The 25,960-nt window shown below is 68.7% G+C and carries 22 protein-coding genes; 10 read left to right on the top strand and 12 right to left on the bottom strand.

Annotated elements, in window-relative coordinates; all coding sequences use genetic code 11:
• Positions 1-16: 16 nt before the first annotated feature.
• The 4 genes from ACFVDO_RS17455 to ACFVDO_RS17440 form a co-directional block, all read right to left on the bottom strand.
• Positions 17-931 (bottom strand): carbohydrate ABC transporter permease, encoded by a 915-nt coding sequence (locus ACFVDO_RS17455; protein WP_378858777.1) that lies wholly within the window; start codon positions 929-931, stop codon positions 17-19.
• The gene (locus tag ACFVDO_RS17450) at positions 928-1,866 is read right to left on the bottom strand and encodes a carbohydrate ABC transporter permease (protein ID WP_378858778.1); all 939 of its coding nucleotides are present in this window, start codon (positions 1,864-1,866) and stop codon (positions 928-930) included. The genes ACFVDO_RS17455 and ACFVDO_RS17450 overlap by 4 nt, the downstream gene beginning before the upstream one ends.
• Before the next feature lie 70 nt (positions 1,867-1,936).
• On the bottom strand, positions 1,937-3,235 hold the full coding sequence (locus ACFVDO_RS17445; protein ID WP_378858779.1) for an ABC transporter substrate-binding protein: 1,299 nt from the start codon (positions 3,233-3,235) through the stop codon (positions 1,937-1,939).
• 62 nt (positions 3,236-3,297) lie between these two features.
• Entirely contained in the window at positions 3,298-5,127 is a 1,830-nt protein-coding gene (locus ACFVDO_RS17440; protein WP_378858780.1) for a right-handed parallel beta-helix repeat-containing protein, read from the bottom strand.
• A gap of 152 nt (positions 5,128-5,279) precedes the next feature.
• Between ACFVDO_RS17440 and ACFVDO_RS17435 the strand changes: the two genes are divergently transcribed.
• Genes ACFVDO_RS17435 through ACFVDO_RS17405 form a run of 7 tightly spaced genes read left to right on the top strand, consistent with a single transcriptional unit; the run spans position 5,280 to position 12,994 of the window.
• The gene (locus tag ACFVDO_RS17435) at positions 5,280-6,479 is read left to right on the top strand and encodes a mandelate racemase/muconate lactonizing enzyme family protein (RefSeq protein ID WP_378858781.1); all 1,200 of its coding nucleotides are present in this window, start codon (positions 5,280-5,282) and stop codon (positions 6,477-6,479) included.
• A gap of 21 nt (positions 6,480-6,500) precedes the next feature.
• Positions 6,501-7,568, top strand: a complete 1,068-nt coding sequence (locus tag ACFVDO_RS17430; RefSeq protein ID WP_378858782.1) for a zinc-binding dehydrogenase — start codon at positions 6,501-6,503, stop codon at positions 7,566-7,568.
• Complete coding sequence (locus ACFVDO_RS17425; RefSeq protein ID WP_378858783.1) at positions 7,565-8,479, top strand: SMP-30/gluconolactonase/LRE family protein; 915 nt, start codon at positions 7,565-7,567, stop codon at positions 8,477-8,479. Before ACFVDO_RS17430 ends, ACFVDO_RS17425 begins: the two co-directional genes overlap by 4 nt.
• A 47-nt stretch (positions 8,480-8,526) precedes the next feature.
• Positions 8,527-9,411 carry a fumarylacetoacetate hydrolase family protein gene (locus ACFVDO_RS17420; RefSeq protein ID WP_378858784.1) on the top strand — a complete coding sequence of 295 codons (885 nt, stop codon included), beginning with the start codon at positions 8,527-8,529 and terminating at the stop codon, positions 9,409-9,411.
• Complete coding sequence (locus ACFVDO_RS17415) at positions 9,408-10,811, top strand: aldehyde dehydrogenase family protein (protein WP_378858785.1); 1,404 nt, start codon at positions 9,408-9,410, stop codon at positions 10,809-10,811. Before ACFVDO_RS17420 ends, ACFVDO_RS17415 begins: the two co-directional genes overlap by 4 nt.
• 29 nt (positions 10,812-10,840) lie before the next feature.
• Positions 10,841-12,115 carry an enolase C-terminal domain-like protein gene (locus ACFVDO_RS17410; protein WP_378858786.1) on the top strand — a complete coding sequence of 425 codons (1,275 nt, stop codon included), beginning with the start codon at positions 10,841-10,843 and terminating at the stop codon, positions 12,113-12,115.
• Between the two features lie 15 nt (positions 12,116-12,130).
• The gene (locus ACFVDO_RS17405; RefSeq protein WP_378858787.1) at positions 12,131-12,994 is read left to right on the top strand and encodes an NAD-dependent epimerase/dehydratase family protein; all 864 of its coding nucleotides are present in this window, start codon (positions 12,131-12,133) and stop codon (positions 12,992-12,994) included.
• A gap of 34 nt (positions 12,995-13,028) precedes the next feature.
• On the opposite strand, the gene ACFVDO_RS17400 is transcribed toward ACFVDO_RS17405, so the two are convergent.
• Genes ACFVDO_RS17400 through ACFVDO_RS17385 form a run of 4 tightly spaced genes read right to left on the bottom strand, consistent with a single transcriptional unit; the run spans position 13,029 to position 17,924 of the window.
• The gene (locus tag ACFVDO_RS17400) at positions 13,029-14,120 is read right to left on the bottom strand and encodes a Gfo/Idh/MocA family protein (protein ID WP_378858788.1); all 1,092 of its coding nucleotides are present in this window, start codon (positions 14,118-14,120) and stop codon (positions 13,029-13,031) included.
• Positions 14,099-14,797, bottom strand: coding sequence for a ThuA domain-containing protein (locus tag ACFVDO_RS17395; RefSeq protein WP_378858789.1), 699 nt, complete (start codon positions 14,795-14,797; stop codon positions 14,099-14,101). The genes ACFVDO_RS17400 and ACFVDO_RS17395 overlap by 22 nt, the downstream gene beginning before the upstream one ends.
• Entirely contained in the window at positions 14,794-15,993 is a 1,200-nt protein-coding gene (locus tag ACFVDO_RS17390; RefSeq protein ID WP_378858790.1) for a Gfo/Idh/MocA family protein, read from the bottom strand. The genes ACFVDO_RS17395 and ACFVDO_RS17390 overlap by 4 nt, the downstream gene beginning before the upstream one ends.
• Positions 15,990-17,924, bottom strand: coding sequence for a hypothetical protein (locus ACFVDO_RS17385; protein WP_378858791.1), 1,935 nt, complete (start codon positions 17,922-17,924; stop codon positions 15,990-15,992). Before ACFVDO_RS17385 ends, ACFVDO_RS17390 begins: the two co-directional genes overlap by 4 nt.
• Positions 17,925-18,041: 117 nt before the next feature.
• On the opposite strand from ACFVDO_RS17385, the gene ACFVDO_RS17380 reads away from it, so the two are divergent.
• Positions 18,042-18,788, top strand: coding sequence for a FadR/GntR family transcriptional regulator (locus ACFVDO_RS17380; protein WP_378858792.1), 747 nt, complete (start codon positions 18,042-18,044; stop codon positions 18,786-18,788).
• A 24-nt stretch (positions 18,789-18,812) separates the two neighbouring features.
• Here the strand turns inward: ACFVDO_RS17380 and ACFVDO_RS17375 are convergent, their stop codons facing one another.
• Genes ACFVDO_RS17375 through ACFVDO_RS17360 form a run of 4 tightly spaced genes read right to left on the bottom strand, consistent with a single transcriptional unit; the run spans position 18,813 to position 24,202 of the window.
• Positions 18,813-19,763, bottom strand: a complete 951-nt coding sequence (locus ACFVDO_RS17375) for an aldo/keto reductase (protein ID WP_378858793.1) — start codon at positions 19,761-19,763, stop codon at positions 18,813-18,815.
• Between the two features lie 30 nt (positions 19,764-19,793).
• Positions 19,794-21,941, bottom strand: a complete 2,148-nt coding sequence (locus tag ACFVDO_RS17370; RefSeq protein ID WP_378858794.1) for a DUF5054 domain-containing protein — start codon at positions 21,939-21,941, stop codon at positions 19,794-19,796.
• A 34-nt stretch (positions 21,942-21,975) separates the two neighbouring features.
• Entirely contained in the window at positions 21,976-23,232 is a 1,257-nt protein-coding gene (gene eno, locus ACFVDO_RS17365) for a phosphopyruvate hydratase (RefSeq protein ID WP_378858795.1), read from the bottom strand.
• A complete protein-coding gene (locus ACFVDO_RS17360; RefSeq protein WP_378858796.1) occupies positions 23,225-24,202 on the bottom strand; it encodes a phosphotransferase family protein in 978 nt (325 codons plus the stop codon). The genes eno and ACFVDO_RS17360 overlap by 8 nt, the downstream gene beginning before the upstream one ends.
• 113 nt (positions 24,203-24,315) lie before the next feature.
• Here ACFVDO_RS17360 and ACFVDO_RS17355 point away from each other — a divergent pair, with 113 nt between their 5' ends.
• Both ACFVDO_RS17355 and ACFVDO_RS17350 read left to right on the top strand, forming a co-directional pair.
• A complete protein-coding gene (locus ACFVDO_RS17355; protein ID WP_378858799.1) occupies positions 24,316-25,170 on the top strand; it encodes a fumarylacetoacetate hydrolase family protein in 855 nt (284 codons plus the stop codon).
• The gene (locus ACFVDO_RS17350) at positions 25,167-25,916 is read left to right on the top strand and encodes an SDR family NAD(P)-dependent oxidoreductase (protein ID WP_378858797.1); all 750 of its coding nucleotides are present in this window, start codon (positions 25,167-25,169) and stop codon (positions 25,914-25,916) included. Before ACFVDO_RS17355 ends, ACFVDO_RS17350 begins: the two co-directional genes overlap by 4 nt.
• Positions 25,917-25,960: the final 44 nt, after the last annotated feature.

Below are 25,960 nucleotides of genomic sequence, written 5' to 3'. Positions count from 1 at the left end.
CGCGCGTCGGTGAGCGTCACCCCTTCACCGCACCGGTGGTGAGCCCCTCGATCAGCTGCTTGCGCAGCAGGATGAACAGCACGACCGTGGGGATGGCGGACAGCATGGTGCCGGCGAGGATCATCGCGTAGTCAGTCGAGAAGGACGTCCGCAACGAGTTCAGTCCGAGCGAGAGCGTGTACCGCGATGAATCATTCATGACGGTGTTCGGCCAGAGGAAGTCGTTGTAGACACCGAGGAACATCCAAACGAACAGGGCTCCGAGAGCAGGCCGGATGACCGGCAGGATGATCCGGAGGAAGATGCCGAACTCACTCACCCCGTCGATCCGCGCTGCCTCGCTGAGTTCATCCGGCACGCCGACGATGAACTGCCGCATGAGGAAGACGCCGAACGCGGGGCACAGGAACGGGATCATGTAGGCGACGTACTGATTCGCCAGGCCGAGATTGGAGACCTCGACGAACAGCGGGATCAGGATGACGGCGAAAGGGATCATCAGCGCGCTGAGCACGAGCCCGAAGATCAGCCCCTGCCCGCGGAACCGGTACTTCGCAAGGCCGTATCCGACCAGTGCGCACAGGAACGTCGCGATCGCGCTGGTGACCACGGCCAGCACCAGACTGGTCGCGAACCACTGTGCGAAGGGGACTTCGTCGAGCAGGTGCGTGTAGTTCTGCAGCGTCGGGTTCGTCGGGATGAGACCCGGTGGCGGCGTGAACAGGTCGCCCGTCGTCTTGAACGATCCGGACAGCCCCCACAGCACCGGTGCGATGGAGAGCACCAGCCAGACCACCAGGCCGGTGTAGGTGAGAACGCGCCGTGCGGGCCCCTGCGCCTGCAGGTCACGACGATGACGCCGGCGGCCCTTCGAGGGCAGCACAACGGAGACGGTTGAAGTCGCCTCCGGCTTCTGCGTGAGGATGGTCATTCCCGCTCCGTTCCGATACCGAAGGCCCAGGTCAGCAGGCGACCGAGTCCGAAGATGACGATGAAAAGTACGACGCCACAGGCCGCGGCCAGCCCGAAGTGACCCTGATCGAACGCGACACGGTAGAGATACATCGACACGCTGATGGACGACGTGCCGGGGCCGCCCTTGGTGAGGATGTAGGGCTCCTCGAAGATCTGCGCCGAGCCGGCTGTGACGATCACCGCGACGAAGGCGACAACCGGCTTGAGGCTGGGCAGTGTCACCGCGGTGAATGCGCGGACGGGTCCGCCGCCGTCCAGTGCGACCGCCTCGTACAGTTCCTGCGGCACCCCTTGCAGTCCGGCGAGGAAGAAGATCACCAGGTAACCGGTGTACCGCCAGATCAGCACGAGGATGATCGAGACCTTGACCCAGGCGGGGTCGTTCAGCCATCCGATCGGCGGGACGCCGAGCACGGCGCTGAGCGCTGCGTTGAGGAGGCCGGCGTCCTTGTCGAAGACGATGTTGAAGACGAGCGAGACGATTACCGGCGACAGGATCATCGGCAGGAAGTAGACCGTCTGGAACAGGTTGCGGAAGCGTAGACCGCGCTGATTGAGCAGCGAGGCGACGAACAGCGCAAGCGGAAGTACGAGCAGCAGTGAGGCGATCATGTAGACCGCGGTGTTGGCGGCGGCGGCTTGGAAGTCGGTGTCTGTGAACAACGTCACGTAGTTCTCGAGGCCGACGAAGGTGAAGGATCCCAGACCGGACCAGTCATGCAGGCTGAGGTAGACAGCGAACAGCGCAGGGCCCACGGTGAACGCGAGGAAGACGATCACGAAGGGCGAGACGAACAGGTAGGGTGCGCGCCGGTCGCTGCGCAACAGCGCGACCCGTCGGCGCGGGGCGCTGGCCGGTGCCGGCGGGCTCGGGCGGGTGATGGTGGTCATGGGTCTGCGGTCTCCTCCGAGAGTCCGATGTCCGTCCGGCTCCGCACTGGGCGGAGCCGGACGGGATGCCTCAGCTGAGCTTGGTGACGATCTGCTTCTGTGCTTCCTTCGGGGTGAGCTTGCCGGCGATCATGTCGCTGACGGCCACGTTCGCCGCGGCGAGGAAGTCCCCGTACCGGATGCTCTGCTCCTGCGTCGGCAGTTGGCTGGACAGCGGCTTGTAGATGTCCATCACCCGCTGGCCGCCGAGGTAGGGGTCCTCCTTGCCGAGCACCTTGTCGTTCTCCCACGCCGACTTCATCGTGGGCAGGTAGCCGAGTTCGGTGAAGCGCGCGATCTGGCCTTCCTCGCTACCGTAGGCATCCTGGAGCAGTGCGACGGCCGCGTCACTCTCGGGCAGCCCCTTGGTGACGGCGAATCCTGTGCCGCCCTGCACGCTGGTCGGGAATCCGCCTCCGCTGAAGACCGGCGGGTTCTCGATGCGCCACAGGCCCTTCTGCTCGGGCAGATTCGGAACCAGGTAGACCGGGTTGAACCAGTCGGCCATCCACATCGAGGCGACCTTGCCCGATTTCATGGTCCCGATTCCCGCGCCGCCCCACAGGTCGTTCGTGACACCGAACGCGCCATTCTGCACGCCGTCGTACATCAGCTGCAGCGCTTCGAGCGCCTCCGGGCTGTCCACCGTCTGCTTGCCATCCGCGTCGAACACCTGCCCGCCGCGCTGGAACAGCAGGTTCGGGAAGATGTCCGAGTCAGTCCCCGCCAGCATGCCGAGGTGGATGCCGTTGCGCGTGTACTGCTCGCCGCCGATGCGGAGGAAGTCTTCCCAGGTGTCGGGATTCGGGATGGAGAACTTGTCCCACAGATCCTGCCGCTTGTAGAGGGTGACGATGGTGGTCGCCGACTCCATCGCGTAGATGCCCTTGCCCATCCGGTATGGGTCGACACGCGCCTCGATGAAGGCGTTGTCCGGAGCACCCATCTTGCCGCTCAGATCGACGAACACGTCCTTCGCGATGTCGTTCTGCATGAACCGGGAGAATTGGCTGATCTCGATACCCATCAGGCTCGGCACTGTCGACTTCGCGGCGTAGGCGGCGAGCGCCTTGGTCCAGATGTCGCTGGAGACGACCTCCGACACCTTGTAGTCGAACGGCCCCTTCTCCGACAGGCCGACGGCCCGCTTCCTGAAGAAGGCCGGGTAGTTCTTGTCGTTCGTCCAGACGGACACATCGACCTTGCCCGAGCTGATCGCGTCAGCAGCGGGCTGACCTCCGCACGCGGTCATAAGCGGGCCGAGTGCCGCCATACCGGCGACACCAACTGCTCCCATCAGGAAGCCGCGACGGGACAGGGGGCTGGACATCGGTGAATGGGACATGATTGTTTCCTTTCGTCGTTGAATGGAGTTCGGAAGGGCGGGTGATTTCAAGTCCGGGACGACAGCGGCCAGACGGTGACCGCACCGACAGCAGCCGGCTCGAAAGGACCAGGGGTCGCCCGGGCCGCGCGCGTCGAACCGAAGTAGTCCGTGTCGACGTCTGCGGGGACCCCACCGGTTGATGTGTACCCCTGCTTCGGAACGATGGCGTCCGGAAGCGATGCCGCATCAACGCGGTCGACGGAAGCGATCCAGTCCGGCCGCGACTCGAGCGCCAGTCGCCATCCCTGTTCCGACTGATCGAGATCGGCGGCGAGTTCCTCCTCGTGCGGCAGACGGTCCTCCGGTGTGATCGAGACGTTCCCTGAGAATGAGCAGGGCAGGTCGGGTTCCGCCTTGTCGTATTGGCTCAAGTCGACAGCGGAGCTGAGGATGTTGTTGTGCCAGTGCACGTCCCCGATCGAGCAGAGCCGGTACATATCGGCAAGCGCCGTGCTGTGGGGCTGCAGGTAAGGCGTCTCGCGGTCGTCGTGCCACACGTCCACCCGCCCGAGCAGGAGGTTGTGCGCGACGAGCATCCCGCGCGAGTTGGTGAGCAGACCGCGGCCCGACAGCATGATGTTGTTCACCAGTTGGGTCGGCCCATGACTGACCTCGACGAACACGTCCCGCATGTTGTCGTGCATGAGGTTGCCGATCAGCTGCGTGCCCTGCGCCATCCAGTCCAGCCAGATCGCCGCCGGCTCACCGCATCGGTACAGGTGGTTGCCGCTGATGACCACATCGACGGCGCCGTGCAGTTTGATGCCGGCCATCTCGGCGCCAGTCCAGATGCCCTGCGTATTGCAGTCGTGGATCTCGTTGTCCTCGATCGTGCTGAACGCGCAGCCGAGGGAGCCGACGATGCCGACCTGACCGCAGTGATGGATGCGATTGCCTCGGACGATGTGGGAACCGATCGTCTCGCGCGACCAGCCGTCGCGATCGAGGGCATCCCGGATGGTGTCGTAGTACCCCTCGGTGCTGCCGCGCTCGCCGTCGAACTCGTCGCGGTTCTTGGCGAGAGCGATACCGGCACAGCGGGAATAGCAGATCTCATTGTCCTCGATCACCCATCCGCGGCTCCAGTACGCCGTGACCATCCCCTCCTGGCCGACCGTCGGCGCAACCCAGTTGGTCGCGGCGTTGCGGATCTCGAACCCGCGCAGCACGATGTGGTCGATGTGCTCGGCTGTCGGGGTGAACACGGTCGCGCGCACCGAGACCTCGACGTCACCGGAGTTCGGATCCGTACCGATCGGGAGACGCGCTGTGATCGTCGTCACACCATCGCGATCGAAGACTGCCGTCTCGAAGGCGGAATGCCCTTCGGCACCGTAGACGTCGGCGATCGGCCGATCTTCCAGCCCGTCCACGTGTGACGTCCAGCCGAGTCCGATCCCTGCCTCGAGTCCGCCCAGGGATGCGACCTCGGGAAGCCAGCGGCCGTCGAGGAAGACGTTCCCCCGCCGGTGCAGGCGCCCGTTGCCGTTGAACCAGTCGCCGTGCACGACCTCCGCGTACGGGTTGAAGTCGCCGAAGTACCCGTTCGGCACGATCAGTCGCCATAGGCCACCACCAAGGTGCCTCCAGTCCTCGAAGCGGTCGGAGCCGGTGAGCACGACCTTCGCCCCGGCGGCCGCTGCGTAGGTGATCGGCGCATCCGCTGCGCCTCCGCGCGGAGGATCGATGCGTTCGCGATAGACACCCTCGGCGACCAGCACGGTGTCACCAGCCCCGGCGCGCTCCGCGGCGGCTGAGACCGTGCGCAGGGGGCGCTCGGCGGTGCCCTCGTTCGCGTCGTCGCCGGTGATCGAGACGTGGATCGTCCTGGACATGTGCTCCCTTTCGACGGTGAGCGGGATGGGCGGAAGGCGCTGGGTGATCGCCTCGGGTTGGCTGCAGGGCGAATCTAACAACTTCTGGCCAAACTGGCAAGACCGGTCTTATCAGTGGTTAGATGAAGACACCGATCCCCGAGAGGAACCCCATGAGAGTCACCCGCGTCGAGACGCTCCGTCCGGCGATCCAGCCGAACATGCTGTTCGTGCAGGTCACCACGGACGACGGCACCATCGGCCTCGGCGAGTCGTTCTTCGGCGCCGCGGCCGTGGAGGCGTACATCCACGAGACCGCCGCCGGCGTCGTCATGGCGCTCCCCGACGCGACCCCGGAAGGCGCGGCGGCAGCGCTCCGCCCGTATCTCGGTTATCAGGGCGGGGGCGCCGAGACGCGCGGCAACGCCGCGGTCGAACTCGCCCTGTGGGATGCCCTCGGCAAGCAGTCCGGACTCAGCCTGAATCGGCTGCTGGGCGGTCCTGTGCGGACCGAGCTGCGCACGTACAACACCTGCGCCGGCGCCGACTACGTACGCAGCAGCGCTCGCCAGACCTCCAGCAACTGGGGCCTGCACGGCGAGGCCGCCGGCGAGCTCGACGACCTCGACGCCTTCCTCACCCGCCCGGGGGAACTGGCCCGCGATCTGCTCTCCGAGGGCATCACCGCGATGAAGATCTGGCCCTTCGACCGGGCCGCCGAGCGCACGTTCGGCACCGACATCTCGCCCGCTGAGCTCGATGCCGGGCTCCAGGTGTTCGCCGACATCCGCGACGCCGTCGGCGATCGGATGGACGTGATGCTCGAGCTGCACGGCCTGTGGCACCGGGCCCCTGTGAGCCGCATCCTGCGAGAGGTCGCGCAGTTCCGTCCGTTCTGGGTGGAGGATCCGATCCGGCCCGACGCCGTCGACGCGCTCCGCCGTCTCCGGGACGACATCGACGTGCCCATCGCCACCGGGGAGACTGCGACAGGGCGGCGGGGGTTCCTGCCGCTCCTCGACGCCGGAGTCGTCGACTACGCGACCGTCGACGTGCAGTGGTGCGGCGGGCTCAGCGAGGCCCGCAAGATCGCGGCCCTGGCCGATGCCTACGGCGTGCCGATCGCCCCGCACGACTGCACGGGGCCCGCCACGCTCGCGGCCTGCGGCCACCTCACCTCCAGCCAGCCGAACGGCCTGATCCAGGAGACCGTGCGAGCGTTCCTGCGCACCTGGTACGCCGAGCTCGTGACAGGGCTGCCCGAGGTGAACGGCTCGACCATGTCCGTCGGCGACGAGCCGGGGCACGGCGTGAGCATCCGTCCGGAGCTGCTCGGCACGGACATGTTCGTGCGGCGCGTGTCCGAGCGGTGAGGGAGCGGGAGGATGGCAGTCATGAGAGCACTCCGATGGCACGGCGCCCGTGACCTGCGCGTCGATGAGGTCGAGCGACCGGTTCCCGGTCCCGGCCAGGCACTGGTACGCGTCGAGCGCGTCGGCCTGTGCGGCACCGACCTGGAGGAGTACCTGCACGGCCCGGTGGACATCCCCGCGCTCGCCCCGCATCACCGGTCCGGCGCCACGGCTCCCCTGACGATCGGTCACGAGGTCGTCGGGGTCGTCGCGGAGTGTCCCGACGACCCCGCGCTGGTCGGCATCCGGGTCATCCCCGACGTGGTCGAGGGCTGCGGCGCGTGCTACTGGTGCCTCCGCCACGAAGAGGGCCTCTGCCCTGACCTGGTGGTGCTCGGGCAGCACGCCCCCGGCGGCATGGCCGAGTACATGCTGTGCCGCTCCGCGACCCTGGTGCGCGTGCCGCCGGAACTCGACGTCGACATCGCGGCCTTCGCCGAGCCGGTCGCGGTGGCCGTGCGCGCCGTCGCCAAGGCGGGCGATCTGCGCGGCACCACGGTCGCGGTGATCGGATCCGGCGTCGTCGGCACTCTCATCGCCCAGGTCGCGCGCGGTCACGGTGCCGAGGTCATCGCTCAGGACCCGGCGGCGCACCGGCGCGACATCGTCTCAGAGCTGGGTTTCCGAACCGCCGCGGATCGCGCGGAGACGGCCGCGGCCGCCCTGCAGGCATCCGGCCGGCCCGCCGATGTGGTCTTCGAGTGCGCGGGCCGCCCGCGCTCCCTGGACGACGCGATCGCCCTCACCCGCCGCGGAGGCACCACGGTCCTCGTCGGTCTCGACCCGACACCGCCGTCCTTCCCGTGGCGGGACGTCGTACTGGGCGAGAAGCGCCTCATCGGCACCGCCGCCCACATGTGGGACGTCGATGTCCTCACCGCCGTGCGGCTGCTCGCCACGGGGGTGGTCGACCCGCGGCCGCTGCTCAGCCGCGTCGTCCCACTCGCGGGCGCCGCAGCCGCCCTGGACGAGCTGGCCGAGCCGAATCACCTCGCGAAGGTGCTCGTCGACCCACAGGCGCCAAGCACGATCGAGGGAGCAGGACGATGAGCACGGTCGAGGTCCTGCAGCGCGCGGAAGCGATCGTCGGCGAGGGTCCGGTGTGGGATGCCAGGACGCAGACCCTGCACTGGGTCGACATCCTGTCCGGCACCGCCCATGCCCTGCGTCCCGACGGCAGCACCGACACGTTCCGCGTCGACGGCCATCTGGCCGGAGTTCTGCCCACCGTCGACCCCGCGCAGTCGCTGCTGCTGATGCGCGACGGCTTCCGACTGCGCGCCTCCGACGGGTCGCTCCGCGATCTCGCGGTGCCGCTCGCGGAGCATCCGGGGATCCGCTTCAACGACGGCAAGGTCGACCCGCGCGGCCGCGCCTTCGGCGGCACCATGGCCTACGACTGGCAGCAGGGAGATCCGGTCGGCGCTCTGTACCGGCTCGACGCCCCCGCCGACGCCTTGGACTCGCCCGCACCGTCTGTCGGCTCCGCGGCCACGGTGATCGAGGCGTCCACCCGCCTGTCCAACGGCATGGGCTGGTCGCCCGACGGCACGCTGTTCTACTTCACGGACAGCGGCGCGCAGACGACCTACGTCTACGACTACGACCTGGAAACCGGGACGCCGAGCCGCAGGCGGGTCTTCGTCGAGATCCCCGCCGCCGACGGGCTGCCCGACGGCCTGGCCGTCGACGACGACGGATGCGTCTGGATCGCGCTGCACGGCGCCGGCGCGCTGCGCCGCTACACGCCCTCCGGCGTGCTGGAGCGCACCGTGCAGCTGCCGGCCACCCAGGTCACCAGCCTGTGCTTCATCGGGCCGCGTCGCGACACGATCGCGGTGACCAGCGCCCGTTATCTGCTCGGCGAGGACGCCCTCGCACAGCAGCCGCTGGCGGGCTCCGTGTTCGCGTTCGACGCACCGTCAGCCGGCCCTGCGGCGACCCCCTGGTCGCCGCGCTGATCGACCATCTCCGGCGTTAATCCGCCGCTTCGAAAGGACTCTGAGACATGTACCTCACTCGATTCACCGACCCGGCGACCGGCGCCCCGCGCGTGGGCCTGGAGACCGAGTACGGCGCGCTGCACTCCCTCGGCGAGATCGATCTGCCGGAGCTGCTCGCGCTCGGTCGGGCGCGGATCGACGCGATCGTCGCCTCCCCGGGCGCACGCATCCAGGACCCGGTGGATTGGCTGCCGCCGGTCGCCGGGCGCACCGAGGTGTGGGCTGCGGGCGTGACATACCTGCGCTCCCGCGAGGCGCGGATCGAGGAGAGCCAGGCAGGGGACGTGTACTCCCGGGTGTACGACGCCGCGCGTCCGGAGCTGTTCTTCAAGTCCCCGGCATGGCGCGTGATGACCGACGGCGATCCGATCGGCATCCGTGCCGACAGCGCCCTCAACGTCCCCGAGCCCGAGGTCGCGGTGGTCGCGGATGCCGCCGGAGAGGCGGTCGGCTACACGATCTGCAACGACGTCAGCTCCCGGAGCATCGAGGGCGAGAACCCGCTCTACCTGCCGCAGGCCAAAGTGTACGCCGGCGCCTGTGCGCTGCACCGCCGCATCCGGCTGGCCGCGACCGTCGACGATCCGCAGTCGCTCGCCATCTCCGCCACGATCACCCGCGACGATGAGATCGTCTGGCATGCCGAGACCTCGACGGCCCGGATGCACCGAACCTTCACCGACCTGCTCGGCTGGGCGTTCCGCGGCGACCATCACCCGGAGGGGATGCTGCTGTCCACAGGCACCGGAATCGTGCCGGAACTCGAGGTGAGCCTGCGCTCGGGAGACGAGGTCGCCATCACGGTGGCGGGAATCGGCACGCTGCGCAACGTCGTCGTCGAGGGCAAGCAGGCGTTCGCGTCGACGACCGGCGCGCGGGCGGACGCATGACCGGCGAGGCAGAGCGGAACTCCACCCCCGACGAGGTCGAGAGCGCGCTCGCTCTCGCATCCGCCGCACGCGTGCCGCTGGCTCGGCAGTCCCCGGTGAAGCGCAGCGTCATGCTGCATGCCGCGGCGGACGCGCTGGACGACGCCGCCGACCGCCTCATCCCGATCGCGATGGCGGAGACGCACCTGACCGAGCAGCGCCTGCGCGGGGAGATCGCCCGCACCACCTACCAACTGCGCCGATACGCCGACGCCGCCGCCGACCGCCCGGCCGAGATCGACCTGGCCGACCCTGACGCCGTCCCCGCGCCGCGCCCCGACCTGCGCCGCACGACCCGTCCGATCGGCGTCGTGCTCAACTTCGCAGCGAGCAACTTCCCGTTCGCGTTCAGCGTCGCTGGCACCGACACCGCCTCGGCGCTCGCGGCCGGATGCCCGGTGATCGTCAAGGCCCACTCCGGGCATCCGCGACTCAGCCGCGCGACCTTCGAGGTGCTCGACGGCGCGCTGCGAGCGGGGCGAGCACCCGAGGGCACCGTCGGGCTCGTCTTCGGACGGGAGGCGGGCATCGCCGTGCTGCGGGACGACCGGGTGTCGGCCGCCGCATTCACCGGTTCGACGGCGGGTGGTCGCGCGCTGTTCGACATCGCCAACGCCCGACCGCGGCCCATCCCGTTCTACGGCGAGCTCGGATCGCTGAACCCGGTCGTCGTCGCGCCCGTGGCGGCCGGAGCCCGAGGCGAGTCGATCCTGGCCGGCTTCACGGCATCGGTGACCGGCAGCAGCGGCCAGCTCTGCACCAAGCCCGGAGTGATGTTCTGGCCCGCCGAGGTGCCGTTCGCCGATCGGCTGGGGGCGCTGCTCGCCGCCACCGACGTGCATCCGCTGCTGACTCCGGGACTCGAGGACGGGTTCCGGCGGAGCGTCACCGCTGTGCTCGGCGCCGGAGCAGACCTCGTGCACGGCGATCCGGCGGGCTCCGAGATCGTGGCGGGCGCCATGCGGACCACCGCGGCCGCCGTCGCGGACTCTCCCTCCGCACTGCTCGAGGAGTGCTTCGGACCGTCCGCGGTCGTCGTCACCTACGAAGATGAGGACGACCTGCTCGCCGCCCTGCGTGTGATGGAGGGCAACCTCACAGCCGGCGTCTTCGCAGATCCGGCCGACCTCGATCTGGCGCGGACGGTGCTCCCTCTGCTCGAGGACAATGCCGGGCGCATCCTCTGGGAGCAGTGGCCGACGGGCGTCTCGGTGACCAGGGCGCAGCACCACGGCGGGCCCTACCCGGCCACGACGAATCCCCTGCACACCAGCGTCGGCACGCATGCGATCGACCGGTTCCAGCGACCGATCGCCTATCAGAACATGCCGGAAGAGCTGTTGCCCGTACAACTGCGCTGACCAGCCACCTAGGAGAAGGAAGCACCGAAATGCCATCCACTGAATTGCTGGCGAACGCCCCGTGGGCAGATCACGCAAGATCACCACGGGTCACCCGCGTGACCACGTTCGTGACAGCGCCAGCTGGGCCTGCCCTCGTCGTCGTCCAGGTGGAGACGTCTGAGCCTGGTTTGATCGGCTGGGGGTGCGCAAGCAATCCGCAGCGACCACTGGCGATTCGAACGGTCATCGATGAATATCTCGGGCCGCTGCTGGTCGGTCGCGCGTCCGGGGACATCGAGGATTTCCACCAGCTCGCCGCGTTGAGCCCGTACTGGCGTGACGGCGCGATAGAGAACAACGCCCTCGCGGGCATCGATCTCGCGCTGTGGGATATCAAAGGGAAGCTTGCGGGAATGCCCGTCCATCAGCTCATCGGCGGGCAGGTTCGTTCCCATGTGCCGGTCTACGGTCACGCCGATGGGCGGGACAGCGGCGAAGTGATCGATGGCGTTCGGCGCTTCACCGAGCAGGGCTACGAGTACGTCCGGTGCCAGATCGCCATTCCCGGAGCCGACACGTACGGCGTGCACGGCAAGAGCGACCCGGATCTTGCAGCAAGAGCATTGGCCCGGAACGTCTCATGGCTCCCCCGCCCCTATGCCCTTGCAGTCCCATCGATGTTCGAAGATGTTCGCGCTGAACTGGGGCCGGAGATCGAGTTGCTGCATGACGTTCACGAGCGCCTCGATGCAAGATCTGCGCTGAGGCTTTCACACACGCTGGATGAATTCCGGCTCTTTTTCCTCGAGGATGCACTCGCGCCAGAGGACTCGGGTTGGTACCCCGAAATGCGTCGGCAGTCGTCGACGCCGCAGGCAGTCGGAGAGATCTACTCCAGCGTGCGGGAGTTCGTGCCGCTGATTACCGAGCGGCTCATCGACTTCTGCCGCATCCGGATGGGCGCGATCGGCGGACTCACTCCGACCATCAAACTGGCCCATCTCTGCGAGTTCTTCGGGGTGAGGCTGGCACTCCACGGCCCTGGGGACGTGTCTCCTATCGGACACGCGGCCGGACTTCAGATCGATGCCGCGTCACGCTCGTTCGGTATCCAGGAAGCCGTGAGGCATCCCGAGGCGGTCCGGGACGTCTTTCCTGGCGCTCCTGAAGTCGTGGACGGACGGTACGAGGTTCCGCAGACACCCGGACTCGGCATCGAATACGACGAGAAGGCGGGGGCGAAGTACAGGATTCCGGACCCCTGGACACTCGACTCATGGACGCTCCTGCGCCGTGAGGATGGATCCGTGGTCCGGCCATAAGCGGAGGATTCGAACATGAGAGTCGTAGTGACAGGTGGCCGCGGACTCATCGGTTGCCGGGCAGTCGATGAACTCGTCAGGGCGGGACATCACGTGATCTCCATCGTGCGGGAGAGGAACGCCGTTCCCGCCGAACTGGCACCACCGCACGAGGAGGTGCTTGCAGACGCCGGCGACCCGGACATACTGCGCGAAACGTGCTCAGGAGCCGACGGCCTTGTCCATCTCGCGGCGATTCCTTCTCCGACGGGCCGCACCGCGCAGGAACTGGTCGGCGCCAACTCCATGACCACGATCGCGGTATTGGAGGCGGCCGGCGAATCCCGCGTGCCCGGTGTCGTACTCGCGTCCAGCATCTCGGTACTCGGCATGGCCTGGAGTGAGAGCGTCATGTCGCCGCTTTACCTGCCGGTGGATGAAGCACACCCCCTGCGACCAACGGAAGGCTACGCGCTCAGCAAGGAGTGGGATGAGGCAGCAGCCCGCATGGCGGCACGCCGTTGGGGGATGACGGTGTTCGCGCTCCGATTTCCCTTCACGCAGATAGCCGATGCCATACACGCCCGACGTGCGGACCAGACGCCTGAGCAGGAGCGCGCCCTGGCTAAAGAACTGTGGGGCTATCTCGACGTTCGTGACGCAGCGCGCGCCGTGCGCCTGGCAATCGAGTCGGCCGTGACTTCTCCATGCGGCGGCGCCGCCATCCTCAACATCGTCGCTGATGACATCTGCGCCGATGAGCCGTTGAGATCCCTCCTTGAGAAGTGGCATCCAGGGGTCGCCGCCGTCCCCGCCGGGTTGCGAGTGCCGTACGACATCTCAGCCGCCGAGGCTGTCATCGGTTTCCGCGCCGAGCATCTCCTGCACGACTTCGACTAGCACAGGAGCCCGCCTGCGGACGCCGTCGCCGGAGTCAGAGAGCGAGCCCGTCCGTCAGTCCCACCGGTTCCGGCCTCTCGACCGTGGAGTCGACGTCCACGGAGCATCCGCTCTCCGCGGACCGGAGCAGGGCCGTCATCACCTCGAGCACGTGCAGCGCGATGCGTCCATCGGACCGGAACGCACCTCCGTCCGCCCGCAGCATGTCCACCAACCCGGCGCCTCGTGACGCACCGACGATGCCCGCCAGCGGCTCCGATTCGATCCACTCCTTCTCGCCGATCGATCGCACGGCGCAGATGCCGTCGAAGCCGTTCGGATCGGGCACCCGCAGACTGCCGGTCTCGCCGTGCACCTCGATCGGCGCCGCCGTCGTCCCGACGCTGTCGAAGCTCATCGTGATCGTGGACAGGGCCCCCGAAGCGTGCGTGAGCACGCCCGTGACATGCGAGTCCACCGCTACGGGAACCCTCTCGCCCGCACGGGGGCCCGCGAGAATGGTCCGCTCGTCCCGCAGCCTGCTGCCGGCCCCGATCACACTGCGCACCGGCCCCAGCAGGTGCACCAGTGACGTGATGTAATACGGCCCCATGTCGAGCAGCGGCCCACCGCCCTCGGCGTAGTAGAAGTCCGGGTTCGGGTGCCAGCGCTCGTGCCCCGGGGTCGCCATCACCGCCGTCGCGGCGAGCGGTCGGCCGATGCGGCCGTCGTCGATGATCCTCCGCGCGGTCTGGATGCCGGTGCCGAGCACGGTGTCCGGCGCGCACCCGATGCGCACGCCGGCGCTCGTCGCGTCGGCGATGAGCCGCACCCCGTCGTCGAGCCTGGCGGTGAGCGGCTTCTCACCGAACACGTCCTTGCCGTGCCGCACGGCGGCCTCGGCGATCTCGGCGTGCGCCGCCGGGATCGTCAGGTTCAGCACCACGTCCACGTCGGGCGCCGAGAGGAGTTCGTCCACGGTCAGCGCCCGCGCTTCGGGCAGCGTCGCCGCGACCTCATGCGCGCGGGCCGCATCCAGGTCGGCCACGGCCGTCACGATGACGTCGTCGAGGCCCCTCAGCGTCTCCAAGTACTGCCGGGAGATGACTCCCAGCCCGATGATCCCTACGCGGTGCGTGCTGCCCACAGCATCCCTCTCTCGATGATCGTCTTGACATTGGCGTCCTGGAGCACCTCGACGCTGTGCCCCGGCGTCGCCACGAAGACGCGCCCCTCGCCCCACCCGCGGGTCCACACCGCCGGTGAGGTGACGGGGCGGTGCCAGGGGTGATACGGCTGCACCGGATGCGTGGTCGTCGCGAGCACGTCGATCAGGTCGTCGTGCAGCACCCAGTACTGCTCGGTGGTGAGCGTGAAGTCGTCCAGGCCCGCCATGATCTCGTGGCCTCGGCCCAGATCGGTGAGCTCGACCGTGTACGCGAGGTAATTGTCGGTCTGATCCCCGTGCCGCTCGTCCGGGTGCTTGGACGGATGGGTGGCGAACTGCCCGCCGACCAATTGGAGGTAGTTGGAGTCGTCGCGGAAGGAGTCGGCGATGCCGCCGTGCCATCCGGCGAACCCCGTGCCCGCGGCGACCGCGTCGCGCAGTCCCGCCACCGCTTCGCGAGACGTCTTCGACATCGTGACGGACTGAAGCACGAGATCGACCTCGGCCATGCGGGCGGCATCGGCGTACACCTCCGAGTCGTCCTCGATCGTCACCTCGAACCCGCTCTCGCGGAGGAACGGGATGAACAGGTCCGTCGCCTCGATGGGGTGGTGGCCATCCCAGCCGCCGCGTACGACGAGGGCGTTCCGGGTCATGTGTGCTCTCCTTGTTCGACGGGGTCCCCGGCCGGGACCGGAGTGAGAATACTGTCGTGCTGTGCGCTCTGCTCGACGGCGGCGAGCACGCGCTGCACCTGCGCGGCATCCGCGAAGGTCGGCGACACGGGCACCTCGCCGGCGACGGCCCGGACGAAGTCGACCACCTGGTGCGTGAAGAGGTGCTCGTAGCCCAGCCCGTGGCCGGCCGGCCACCAGGCGCCGGCATATGGATGCGCCGCCTCGGTCACCTGAACGCGACGGAATCCCTGCGCCTCATCCGCCGCCGTGTCGTAGACCTCGAGCTCGTTCATGCGCTCGAAGTCGAAGGCGATCGACCCGCGGTCGCCGTTGATCTCGATGCGGTTGGCGTTGCGGCGGCCGGCGGCCATGCGGGTCGCCTCGAACACTCCGAGCGCGCCGTCCGTGAACCGGGCGGTGAACGCGGCGGCATCATCGACGGTGACGGGCAACCGCTCCGCGCCCTGAGCGGCGACGCCGCCGAGTCCCTCAGTCGCGCCCATCACGGGCCGAGAGGTGACGAAGGTGCGCATGGTCGCCGAGACCGCGGCGATGTCCTGCCCGGTGAGCCACTGCGCGGTGTCGATACTGTGCGCTCCGATGTCGCCGAGCGTTCCCGAGCCCGCGCGTGTGCGATCCATCCGCCAGGTGTGCGGGGCATCAGGGTCGGTGAGCCAGTCCTGCAGGTACTGCGCGCGCACGTGACGGATCTCGCCGACCCGCCCCTCTTCGATGAGCCGGCGCGCGAGGGCCAGCGCAGGCGTGCGGCGGTAGCTGAAGCCGCACATCGCGATGCCTCTCGCCTCGGATGCGGCAGCGGCCATCTCCTCGGCCTCGGCGACGGAGTTCGCCAGAGGCTTCTCGCAGAGCACGTGCTTGCCCGCGGCGAGCGCGGCGAGCGCGATCTCGGCGTGCGTGTCGCCTGGCGTGCAGATGTCGACCACGTCGATGTCCGCGCGGGCGATCGCCTCACGCCAGTCGACGGTGTGCTCCGGCCAGCCGAGTCGTTCAGCCGCGGCGGCGGTGGCATCCGCCCGATGCCCGACGAGCAGGGCAGGCACGGGGTCGAACGGCAGGTCGAAGAATTTTGGCGCGGTGCGCCAGGCGTGCGCATGCATCCGGCCCATGAAGCCGGTTCCGATCATCGCCACCCGCAGCGGTCGCGCATTCGTCATCGGGATGCCTCCGTCTTCCGTCCCTTGATGAGCGGAGCCCAGTCCTCCCGGCGGGACCACGGAGTCTGATAGCTCGGCTCGTTCACGTATCGCCGCATGCCCAGGTGGATCGCGGTCCCGGCCCCGGGGGCGAGCCGCAGACCGGTCCACGGCGAGTCGATCTCCTGCACATCTCCGCCGGCATCCACCGACGTGAACCGATGCTCACCGAACGCGCCTGCCTGCACGACGACGTGGCGCTCCTCGCTCCCGAGGTTCACCAGCTCCAGCGTCACGGACCCGGGCGTCACGGCCTGCACGAGGGCGGCCACGTCGGCCGGCAGACCGGGCCGCTGCAGGTCGGCGTCGAAGTACCGCACCGTGGCGTGCTGCAGCCCTCCGTGCGAGATGTGCATCGGGGCGCCCCACATCAACTGCACGAGCGACTCGAAGTACACCGGGTTGAACTCCATCCAGGCGTGGATGGCATAGCCGTCGGTCTGCAGCGAGACGGTGTCCGGGTAGCCCTGCAGGTGCGAGAGCGTGTCCCATCCGCGCGGGTCGCCGTCATCAGAGCGCATCCGCGTGAGCTGCTGATCCAGCAACTCGCTGTTCGCCTCGAGCGCGCGCTCGGGGAAGCCTTCGTTGCGGCCCTGCATGTACTCGTACCAGGCGAGCGTGTTCACGTTGTAGTGCTTCACGGCGAACGGGGCGCGCGGAAAGCCGACCTCGGCCCAATCAGTGGTCCGCGGCACCCGCTCCACGCGCGCGTGATCGGCGTCGCTGAGTGTGCGCGCCCACATGTGCACTGCATGGAAGGCGGATGCCGGGCGGTAGTCGGCCCAGCCGGAGTCGAAGCGCTTGTTCGGAACCACCCAGCCGCCGTCCTGCTCACGGCCGAGGGCGAAGTTGATGTCCAGCTGGGCGCGCGCGGCATCCAGGTGCGCGTCGTCGCCGGTGAGCAGGTAGGCGTTCGTGCCCGCGTTGATGAGCGGCTCGATGATCGTGAAGAAGCCGTGCGGCCAGCGCCAGCCGTAGTGGCCGCCCCACCACTTGCCGTCCAGGTACTCCCCCACCTCGCCCGAGAGACCGACGTTGTCGGGCATCACACCGCCCTCGTTCGCCTCGGCACGGGCGGCCCAGCACGCCAGGTAGTCCACGACCCATGCGCGATGCTTTTCCGCCCCCGAATACAGGAACGCGTGCGTGAACTGACCGGTGGCGTTGAGGTTCAGCGGCACGTCGCCGCGCGTGGTGCGTCGGTTCATCAGCTCGATGACCTCGGCGAACACGTCGTCGTCGAGCCAGTCGGCGCGGCCGTTCCCCTCGTCGAAGGGCGCGGAGGCCATGTCCTCGAAGGGGGGCAGATAGTCCACCAGCACCCCACGGTGAGTGCCGAGGTCCTCGGCGGTGACGACGTGCCGCGGGCCGCGGCTGCCGGACTGGGGAGCCGTGATGATCCCCAAATCCGGATCGAAGTTCGGCGCCTTCGGGTCCTCGCCGTTGTACATCTTCGCGAAGTTCTCAGCCCGCTGGCGGTCTTTCAGCGACGACGGTTTGGCGAGTCCGAGGAAGTAGTGGAACAGGTTCGCCTCGCCATGGTGCATCCAGTCGTAGTAGCCGTCGAACTCGCGCTCGATCTGACCGTACTGGGTCCACTGCCACGTGATCGCGTCCCACATCTTGCGGGCGGCCTCGTACACCCGCTCGCTGCCGCCGAGGCTGTAGAACAGCGCCAGGTACATGAACGCCTCGTACGGGTCGTCCGACCCGTCCATGCCCGGCCACTCGTCGCGCCAGATCAGGGTGCCATCCTCACGCGTGTAGCGGGAAAGGAACTCGTCGGATGCGGCTTCCAGCCGCGTCATGAGGTCGCGCTCGAGCACGGCCCAGCGCGGCGGATCGGCGGGGGTGTCCACCTCGAGCCAGTCGAATCCGGGGCCGTCGGTCATGTGCGTGTCTCCGATCGCGCGAGCGGGCATCCTCGCGACTCGCTCATACATTAGACGTATAACGTTTGATCCCACAAGCTACGATTCATCTCGGCGCACTATGAAGGGAGTCGGCGGATGGCGAAATCCACGGCCGGTCGCACGAGGCCGGAGCTGCTGAACCTCGAGCCAGGCGTCCTGTCCTCCAAGACCGCCGCACGGCCGAAGCGGCTCAGCACCGCCGTCTCCGAGGAGCTGCTGCGGCGCATCATCTCCGGCGAATACTCGATCGGTTCGCTGCTGCCGCCCGAACCGCAGATCGTGGCCGAGTTCGACGTGAGTCGGCCGGTAGCACGAGAGGCGGTCAAATTCCTCGAGGCCGCAGGGCTGGTCTCCATCCGTCAGGGCGAGGGCACCGTGGTGCGCCAGCGCTCGCACTGGAACTTCATCGACCCGAACGTGCTGCGCATCGCCCTCGCCCTGAACGTCAGCGACCGGATGCGCAGCGACGCGATCACCCTGCGGATGCACCTCGAACTGTCCCTGCTGGAGGAGGCCACGCGGCAGCTCACCGAGGACGACTTCGCGGAGATGGAGACGCAGCTGCGCCGGATGGACGCGGCGACGACGCTCGACGAGCTGACCGACGCCGACCTCGCATTCCATCGCGTCTACCATTCGCGCGCCGGCAACCTGCTCACCGTGGGCATCGTGCACCTGCTCGTGCAGGAGATGCCCCCGCCCGCACGGGTGATGGAGGATCCGCGAGGCTCGTACGACAGAGCCAACGTGCAGCATTGGGCGATCTATCGCGCCCTGCGGGAAGGTCGGTTCGACGACGCGCAGGATGCCCTCCGCGAGCACGTCGGCCACATGTGGACCTGACGCGCTGACCGGCGCCGACGGGGATCAGCGCGCCTGGTCGAGTTCGTCCCAGAACTCCTCCGGGATATCGACCGACATCAACTCGACGTTCTCGCGCAGCTGCGCAGGTCGGGAGCCGCCGACGACGACGTTGCACACGCTCTGCTCCCGGAGCGGGAACTGGATGGCAGCGGCGGGCAGCCGCACGTCGTGATTCCGGCACACGGAGAGGATGACCTGGAGCCGTTCCCAGAGGACCTCGGGCAGCGATCCGTACTGGTAACGCCCATCTCGGGAAGGCGCGTCGGATGCCAACAGTCCCGAGTTGAACACCGATGCCGCGACGACGCGGCTGCCGCCCTCGCGACAGGCCGGGAGGGCGGCATCCTGCGCGTCCTCGTCGAGAAGCGTGTACCGACCGGCGAGCATGCTGATGTCGATGCCGGTCTCGCGCGCCGCGCGCTCGAGCGTGGTGTTGTTCATGGTGCCGACGCCGACACCGGAGACCACGCCGGCCTCACGCAGGGAGACCAGGGCGGGGATCGCCTCGGCGATGGCCTGGTCGAGACTGTGGGACTCCGGGTCGTGCACGAACACGACGTCGATGCGGTCGAGCCCGAGCCGCTCGCGCGACTCGTCGAGGGAGGCCGCCACACCGTCGGCGCTGAGATCCCACACGCGGTGCATGTCGCCGGGGACATGGAATCCCTGGGTGTCGAGATCGCCCTCCGCATACGCGGGGTTCGGTCGGATAAGGCGCCCGACCTTCGTCGAGATGACGAACTCGTCGCGGGGCTTGGTCTGCAGGAAGGCGCCCAGCCGGCGCTCGCTGAGGCCGAGACCGTAGTGCGGCGCGGTGTCGAAGTAGCGGATGCCGCTGTCCCACGCGGCCGCGAGGATCTCCCAGGCAGCATCGTCGGTGAGTTCCCGATGAAGATTGCCCAGGTTGGCCGCGCCGTAGCCCAGGCGTCCCAGTCCGTCGATCCAGTCGGTCATGCGACCCTCTCCACCTTGCATACAAGCATCCTACCGCCGGCGCAGCCGGGTCACCACTTCGTAGCGCGCGTCATCGTCGAACCAGGGGCGGAAGTTCGTGCTCCAGGCGTTGTTGTGCAGCGTGAACGCGAAGCCGTGCTCGGCGCTGCCGGGATCGTTGTCGAATTCGTACATCCGCGGCCGCCCCAGACTCAGCACCGGGGCATCCAGCGGCTCGATGCTGATCGCGTCATCGGCGTCCTCGTAGCGTGCCGCATCCACGGCGTGCCAGGTGCGACCCCCGTCGCGCACCACGTCGAGCGGGTCGATGAGCGCGCCGCTCTTCTGCAGCCGCCATCTGCCCGGGGTGCGAGTCGCGGGATCGAACCGCAGCCATGACGCCTCCGGCGCGTACACCGCGTCCTTCTCCGCCATCCACAGAGTCGTGCGCACGGTCGCCTCGCGACCGGCATCCGCGCTCACCGCATGCTCGAGCACGAGCCTGCGCGGGCCACCCGCCGCCTCGCACGCCTCGTCGGGCAGACGCAGCCGGCTGCGCACGTGCAGCACGCCCTCGTCCTCCCAGGCGACCGTGTCGGTCACCCGCGGCAGGAATCTGCGGGTCTTCGGCACCGGGCGCAGCAGGTCAAGACCCGCCTTGCCCAGCTCGGGGATGGCCCAGAAGCCATTGCGGTAGGTATCGCGCACGTAGGCGTCCACCCAGCGCTGCACGTCGGCAGCCCCGTAGGCCCAGTACTCGTACGCGCCGAGCACGCGATCGCCGGCATCGTCGGCGAGCAGTTCGACCCCGTCGACCGCGAGTCCCGTGAGTCCGCCGTCCGCGCCGATCCGAGCCTGAACACGCTCGGTCGCGACGACATCCCCCGCCGGCACCGCCGCCGCAGGAGCATCCGGCACAGACCGGTCGCACTCCCGCTCGGCCTGCGCACGCAATACGGCGGGCAGTCTCTCGATCATGCCGAACGCCGAGGCCCGCTTCTCCTCGAAGGACTCCATCACCTGCGAGTAGCTGTACTCCTGCCCCTCCACCAGCGCCCAGCGCACATACGACAGAGTCGGCGGGATCGTCTGGGAGACGTCGATCACATCCCGCTCCCGCTGCGCACGGAACACGTCCTTGTCGTACGACACCTTGTCCGGCAGGTACTTCGTGTGGCTGTACCCGCAGGTGTGCTCGGCGGCGAGCATCAGCTCCTCCGCGACCGCACGCTCGACCGGATCGCCCAGGGCGACGCTGCCATCGGCGACCCACCCCTCCCGCAGCCGGTCCAGGCGTCGCAATGTGCTGGTGATGAGCGGATCGGCGGCCATGCCGTAGATCCACGAATCGCCGATCTCCTGCGTCAGCACCGGCAACGAGCCCCGCGCAGCCCACGCGGCATCCCCGAATCCGTTCAGGTCGGAGGCCACCACCTCGGCTTGCGGATACCGTTCCCGCAGCCGCCCCAGCAGCCCGAGCACATCCCCCTCGACGGGCGGGCCGTGATTGTCATTCGTGAACGAGAAGAACAGACCCTCGGTCGAGCCCGGCACCGGACGCACGGACGCATCGTCGGCATCCGACCCGTATGACGGGTCGTACGCCAGCACGATCTCGCTGCCGTCCGGTGCTCGCCAGACCGAGTACTCCGGCACGTCCGGGACGGGGGATGCCGGATTCACGCCGATGTGCAGGAAGTTGATGCCCGCCGCCGCCAGCGCCGGCACCAGCCCGACCGTGTGACCGGGAACATCCGTCATCTTCGCGGCCGTCGTGGTGCGCCCGTATTCAGCGTCCAGGCGTGCCGAATAGGTCATGCAGTGATCCAGCATGCTGCGCGAGAGCAGCTCGGTCTGCGTCGTCACCGGATACCCGTGCCACGCCACCAGCCCGTCGCGGATCGCAGCATCCAGATCCGCCCGATGCGCAGCCGTGCCGTCACGCAACGCGTGCATGATCAACCAGGACCCCGTCGTCCACACGAACTCCGGCCGACCGTGCCGATCAGCCAGATCACGAGCCAGACGGATCGCACCGGGGATGAAGTCGTCCCGGTAGCTGCGCAGCACGTTCGCCGCCAGGTCGGTGTACCCGATGTCGAGGTGCGTCTTGAACACCACGTGGATCTTCGTGAACTCCGCAGAGGCGCCGTCGGCCTTCTCCGTGCGCTCGGGCTCGCGCCAGCGATCAACCAGCATCCGTCTCGCCTTTCTCTCCTACGTCCGTACAGTCTCAGGCGCGATGCAGCACCGGCGCCAGCGGCAGGCCGCCACACGCGTCGTCGATGCGCAGCAGCTCGTTCCACTTCGCGGTGCGCTCGCCCCGGGTGATCGATCCCACCTTGACGATGTCCGCACCCCATCCGGTCGCCAGATGCGCCACCGAGACGTCCTCGGTCTCGCCCGACCGGGCCGAGACGATCACGGCGACGCCCGCAGAGCGGGCCGCGGCCACGGCATCCGCAGCCCGGGTGACGGTGCCCGCCTGGTTCACCTTGATCAGGGCGGCGCCGACCTGCCCGGCCTCAGCGGCGGCCGCGACCCGGGCGGCATCGGTGACGAGGAAGTCGTCACCGACCACGATGGCGTCGAGGCGCTCCACAGCCAGGGACATCCCCCACTCGTCGTCTTCTCCGGCCGGATCCTCGATCGTCGAGACCGGGAACTCGGCGCTGAGCAGGGCGAGCTCGGCGATCCACGCCTCGGTCTCGTAGACGGCGTCGGCCACCCGGTACGCGTCGCCCACCTGGAACTGGGTGGCCGCGATGTCGAGGGCGATCGCCATGTCCCTGCCCGGCTCGAGTCCGGCGAGGCGCATGCCGTCGACCAGCACCTGCAATGCATCTCTGGTATCCGCGACCTCAGGCCAGTGCCCGCCTTCGTCGGCGACGCCGCGGGGCAGGCCGCGCCGCCGCAGCACGTCCCCGACGGCTCGGTAGGTCTCGGCGATGTCGCTCAGCGCGTCGGCGATCGTGGTCGCCGACACCGGATACGCCATGAAGTCCTGTACGGCGACGCGGTGCGCCGCGTGCGCGCCTCCGCCGAGGATCTGGATCTGCGGCCGGGGGATCCAGGCCGGTTCGGCGTCGAGGTGCGCCCACAGCGGGACGCCGGCGGCCGCCGCGGCTGCATGTGCGACGGCGAGCGAGACGGCGGTCGTCGTGTTGCCGCCGATCATCGAGCGCTGCGGGTCGGCATCCAGGCCGTCCAGCGCGGCATCCACCGCCACCTGATCTGCGACATCCCTGCCGCGCAGCGCCGGATCGATCAGTTCGCCGACGCGGGCGACGGCGGTGCGCACACCGCGCCCGCCGAGCCGCGTACCGCCGTCGCGCAGCTCGATCGCCTCGCGGCGGCCGGTGGATGCTCCGGCGGGGGCGATCGCGCGCCCGACGGCGCCCGAAGCGGTGACGATCTCGGCCTCGATCGTGGGCAGGCCGCGGGAGTCCCAGACCTCGCGGGCCCGGACAGCGGTGATCTCATCAGACATCGGTATCTCCTTCGGAACGGATCACGGGGCGGTTGAGCAGTTCTATCGCCGTGGCACGCACGCGCTGCCGCTCGGATTCGTCGAGGTACTCCACCGGCGAGGCGCCCGCGACGCGTGCGAGCATCAGCGCAGGCAGGATGCGCGAGATCCGGCGGTCCACATCGGATGCCGGCTCCCAGTCGACCTCGTCGAGGTAACGTCGCCGCAGTTCGGAGGCGGCCGCCCGCAGCTCGGGCGCGCGCTCGGGAAGGTGCACGGCCTTCAGCCCCAGATGCGTGAGGCAGAACGCCGCGTCGAATGCCGGATCCGACCAGGTCGCGCACTCGGCGTCCAGCAGCACGGGCGATGACGCGCCGATCAGGATGTTCTTCGGGCTGACGTCGCCGTGCACGAGCACGCGACCAGGCCGTTCGAGCATCGCGATCACCTCGGCGAGCGGCCCCGCTGCGCGGGGCTCGGCAGCGGCCGTTCGACGCAGATAGGGCTCGATACGCAACGACTCGAAGGCATCCTGGTTGTCGAATCGCGCGGCGAGCTCCGGCGTCGCCGCACTCGCAGCGTGGATGCGGCCGAGCAGCTGCCCCACGCGGCCTGCGACGTCGACGTCGACCAGGCCGGACAGCAGCTGCGTCTTCCAGTTGGGGTACTGCTCGGGCGGGAGGAACTCCATCGCGATCGCATGGGACTGCGCATCGACGGCGAGCACCTCGGGAACGGCATCCGGGGCGATGTGCGAGACGAACTCGAGCCATCTCGCCTCTGCCCGGCTCCGCTCGATCGGAGCGTGCCAGTCCGCGACGACCTTGAGCTTCTCGAGCGCGCGCTTGAGGACGACCGTGCGATCTCCTGCCCTGACGACGCGGATGTCGGAGGAGACTCCGCCGGGCAGCGGCTCGAACTCCACGCTCTCGTCGGCGCGGGCGATGCGCATGCGGAGGAGGAGCTCGCGATCGGCGGCGTCGGATGTCATCGTCGTTCTCCTGGATCGCGGTTTCGTGGACTGTTCACATTACCTACTTGTATACTAGTCTGCAAGAACTCGAGCCGGCCGAGCGCCGGCATCCGACCAGCGAACGGACCACCATGCAGTTCCAACGTCTCGGCCCCCTCGGCGCCGAAGTCCCCGTCGCGGTCATGGACGGCCGCGTCCTCGACCTGCGCCCCCTCACTGCGGACATCACCGCCGACTTCCTCGCTGCCGACCCGGTGCGCGCGGTGCGGGAGGCCGCCGGAACGCTCTCCGTTCTTCCCGACGCCGCCGACCTGCGCGTCGGCGCGCCGATCGCCCGCCCCGGCGCGATCTACTGCATCGGCATGAACTACGCCGCGCACGCCCGCGAGGGCGGTGCCGAGCCGCCCGAGCGCATCGTCGTGTTCATGAAGCCGTCGCACACCGTCGCCGGTCCCGACGATGACTTCCCCGCAGCCCCGGGCGCCGACAAGCTCGACTGGGAGGTCGAGCTCGCGCTGGTGATCGGCGCCCGGGCCTGGCGACTCGGAGCGGACGACGATCCCCTCGCGCACATCGCGGGCTACACCGTGGCCAACGACCTCTCCGAGCGGACCTGGCAGCTCGAGGAATCCGGCGGGCAGTGGTCGAAGGGCAAGAGCGGACCCGGCTTCCTCCCCCTCGGTCCGGCACTGGTCCCGGCATCGGAGATCGACCCCTCCGACCTGCGCCTGCGCTCCTGGGTGAACGGAGACGCGCGGCAGGACTCGCGCACGTCCGACCTCATCTTCGACGTCGCCACGATCGTGCGCGACCTGAGCCGATACACCGTGCTCGAGCCCGGTGATGTCATCCTCACCGGAACTCCGGAGGGCGTCGCCCTCTCCGGACGATTCCCGTATCTGGCCGCGGGAGACGTGATGGACCTGGAGATCGAGGGCCTGGGCGCGCAGCGGCAGCGGGTCGTCGCGATGGAAGAGGCATCATGAGCGATCAGCGCTTCGAGGGTCTGGTGGCGGTCGTCACCGGCGGCGGATCCGGCATCGGTGCGGCCTGCGCGGCCCGCCTGCGGGAACTCGGCGCGCAGGTCGCCGTGTTCGACCGCGACCCCGCCGTCGACGCCGACCCGCTCCGGTTCGTTGTCGACGTGACCGATACCACCGCAGTGGAGTCGGCGGTGGCATCCGTGGCCGCGCAGGCGGGGCGTATCGACGTCCTGGTCAACAGCGCCGGCATCGGCGCCTCCGGCACCATCGTCGACAACGACGCGGCGGAATGGCGTCGCGTGTTCGACGTGAACGTGATCGGCACGGCGACGATGATCCGCGCCTGCCTGCCGCACCTGATCGCCTCCCCGAAGGGGAGCGTCGTCAACGTGGCATCAGCCGTCGCCCTCACCGGATTCCCGAATCGCGTGCTATACACCGCGAGCAAGGGAGCGGTGCTGTCGATGACCCGCGCTCTCGCCGCGGATCACCTGCGCGACGGCGTGCGTTTCAACGCCGTGTGCCCTGGCACCACGGAGACGCCGTGGATCGGTCGGCTGCTGAGCGAGTCCGACGATCCGGTCGCCGCGCGCAGCGCGCTCGAGGCGCGGCAGCCGCACGGCCGTCTGGTGGCGGCGGATGAGGTCGCCGAAGCGGTCGCCTACCTCGCCGGGCCGCGATCGCAGTCGACCAACGGCGTCGCACTGTCGGTGGATGCCGGCATCGAGTCGCTCTACGTCGCACCCTGATCACAGACACGGAAGCCTGAGAGCAGCCCCGGATCCCGGGGCTG

Source organism: Microbacterium sp. NPDC057741 (genome assembly GCF_042798735.1).
In the GTDB taxonomy this organism is placed as follows: domain Bacteria; phylum Actinomycetota; class Actinomycetes; order Actinomycetales; family Microbacteriaceae; genus Microbacterium.
The sequence above is the reverse complement of the archived record's forward strand: the minus strand, read 5'-3'. Positions and strand labels throughout refer to the sequence as shown.

Bases quoted from the DNA above. Each gene is read 5' to 3' on its own strand.
- ACFVDO_RS17455 (WP_378858777.1), bottom strand. From the start codon at position 931: ATGACCATCCTCACGCAGAAGCCGGAGGCGACTTCAACCGTCTCCGTT.
- ACFVDO_RS17450 (WP_378858778.1), bottom strand. From the start codon at position 1,866: ATGACCACCATCACCCGCCCGAGCCCGCCGGCACCGGCCAGCGCCCCG.
- ACFVDO_RS17445 (WP_378858779.1), bottom strand. From the start codon at position 3,235: ATGTCCAGCCCCCTGTCCCGTCGCGGCTTCCTGATGGGAGCAGTTGGT.
- ACFVDO_RS17440 (WP_378858780.1), bottom strand. From the start codon at position 5,127: ATGTCCAGGACGATCCACGTCTCGATCACCGGCGACGACGCGAACGAG.
- ACFVDO_RS17435 (WP_378858781.1), top strand. From the start codon at position 5,280: ATGAGAGTCACCCGCGTCGAGACGCTCCGTCCGGCGATCCAGCCGAAC.
- ACFVDO_RS17430 (WP_378858782.1), top strand. From the start codon at position 6,501: ATGAGAGCACTCCGATGGCACGGCGCCCGTGACCTGCGCGTCGATGAG.
- ACFVDO_RS17425 (WP_378858783.1), top strand. From the start codon at position 7,565: ATGAGCACGGTCGAGGTCCTGCAGCGCGCGGAAGCGATCGTCGGCGAG.
- ACFVDO_RS17420 (WP_378858784.1), top strand. From the start codon at position 8,527: ATGTACCTCACTCGATTCACCGACCCGGCGACCGGCGCCCCGCGCGTG.
- ACFVDO_RS17415 (WP_378858785.1), top strand. From the start codon at position 9,408: ATGACCGGCGAGGCAGAGCGGAACTCCACCCCCGACGAGGTCGAGAGC.
- ACFVDO_RS17410 (WP_378858786.1), top strand. From the start codon at position 10,841: ATGCCATCCACTGAATTGCTGGCGAACGCCCCGTGGGCAGATCACGCA.
- ACFVDO_RS17405 (WP_378858787.1), top strand. From the start codon at position 12,131: ATGAGAGTCGTAGTGACAGGTGGCCGCGGACTCATCGGTTGCCGGGCA.
- ACFVDO_RS17395 (WP_378858789.1), bottom strand. From the start codon at position 14,797: ATGACCCGGAACGCCCTCGTCGTACGCGGCGGCTGGGATGGCCACCAC.
- ACFVDO_RS17390 (WP_378858790.1), bottom strand. From the start codon at position 15,993: ATGACGAATGCGCGACCGCTGCGGGTGGCGATGATCGGAACCGGCTTC.
- ACFVDO_RS17385 (WP_378858791.1), bottom strand. From the start codon at position 17,924: ATGACCGACGGCCCCGGATTCGACTGGCTCGAGGTGGACACCCCCGCC.
- ACFVDO_RS17380 (WP_378858792.1), top strand. From the start codon at position 18,042: ATGGCGAAATCCACGGCCGGTCGCACGAGGCCGGAGCTGCTGAACCTC.
- ACFVDO_RS17375 (WP_378858793.1), bottom strand. From the start codon at position 19,763: ATGACCGACTGGATCGACGGACTGGGACGCCTGGGCTACGGCGCGGCC.
- ACFVDO_RS17370 (WP_378858794.1), bottom strand. From the start codon at position 21,941: ATGCTGGTTGATCGCTGGCGCGAGCCCGAGCGCACGGAGAAGGCCGAC.
- eno (WP_378858795.1), bottom strand. From the start codon at position 23,232: ATGTCTGATGAGATCACCGCTGTCCGGGCCCGCGAGGTCTGGGACTCC.
- ACFVDO_RS17360 (WP_378858796.1), bottom strand. From the start codon at position 24,202: ATGACATCCGACGCCGCCGATCGCGAGCTCCTCCTCCGCATGCGCATC.
- ACFVDO_RS17355 (WP_378858799.1), top strand. From the start codon at position 24,316: ATGCAGTTCCAACGTCTCGGCCCCCTCGGCGCCGAAGTCCCCGTCGCG.
- ACFVDO_RS17350 (WP_378858797.1), top strand. From the start codon at position 25,167: ATGAGCGATCAGCGCTTCGAGGGTCTGGTGGCGGTCGTCACCGGCGGC.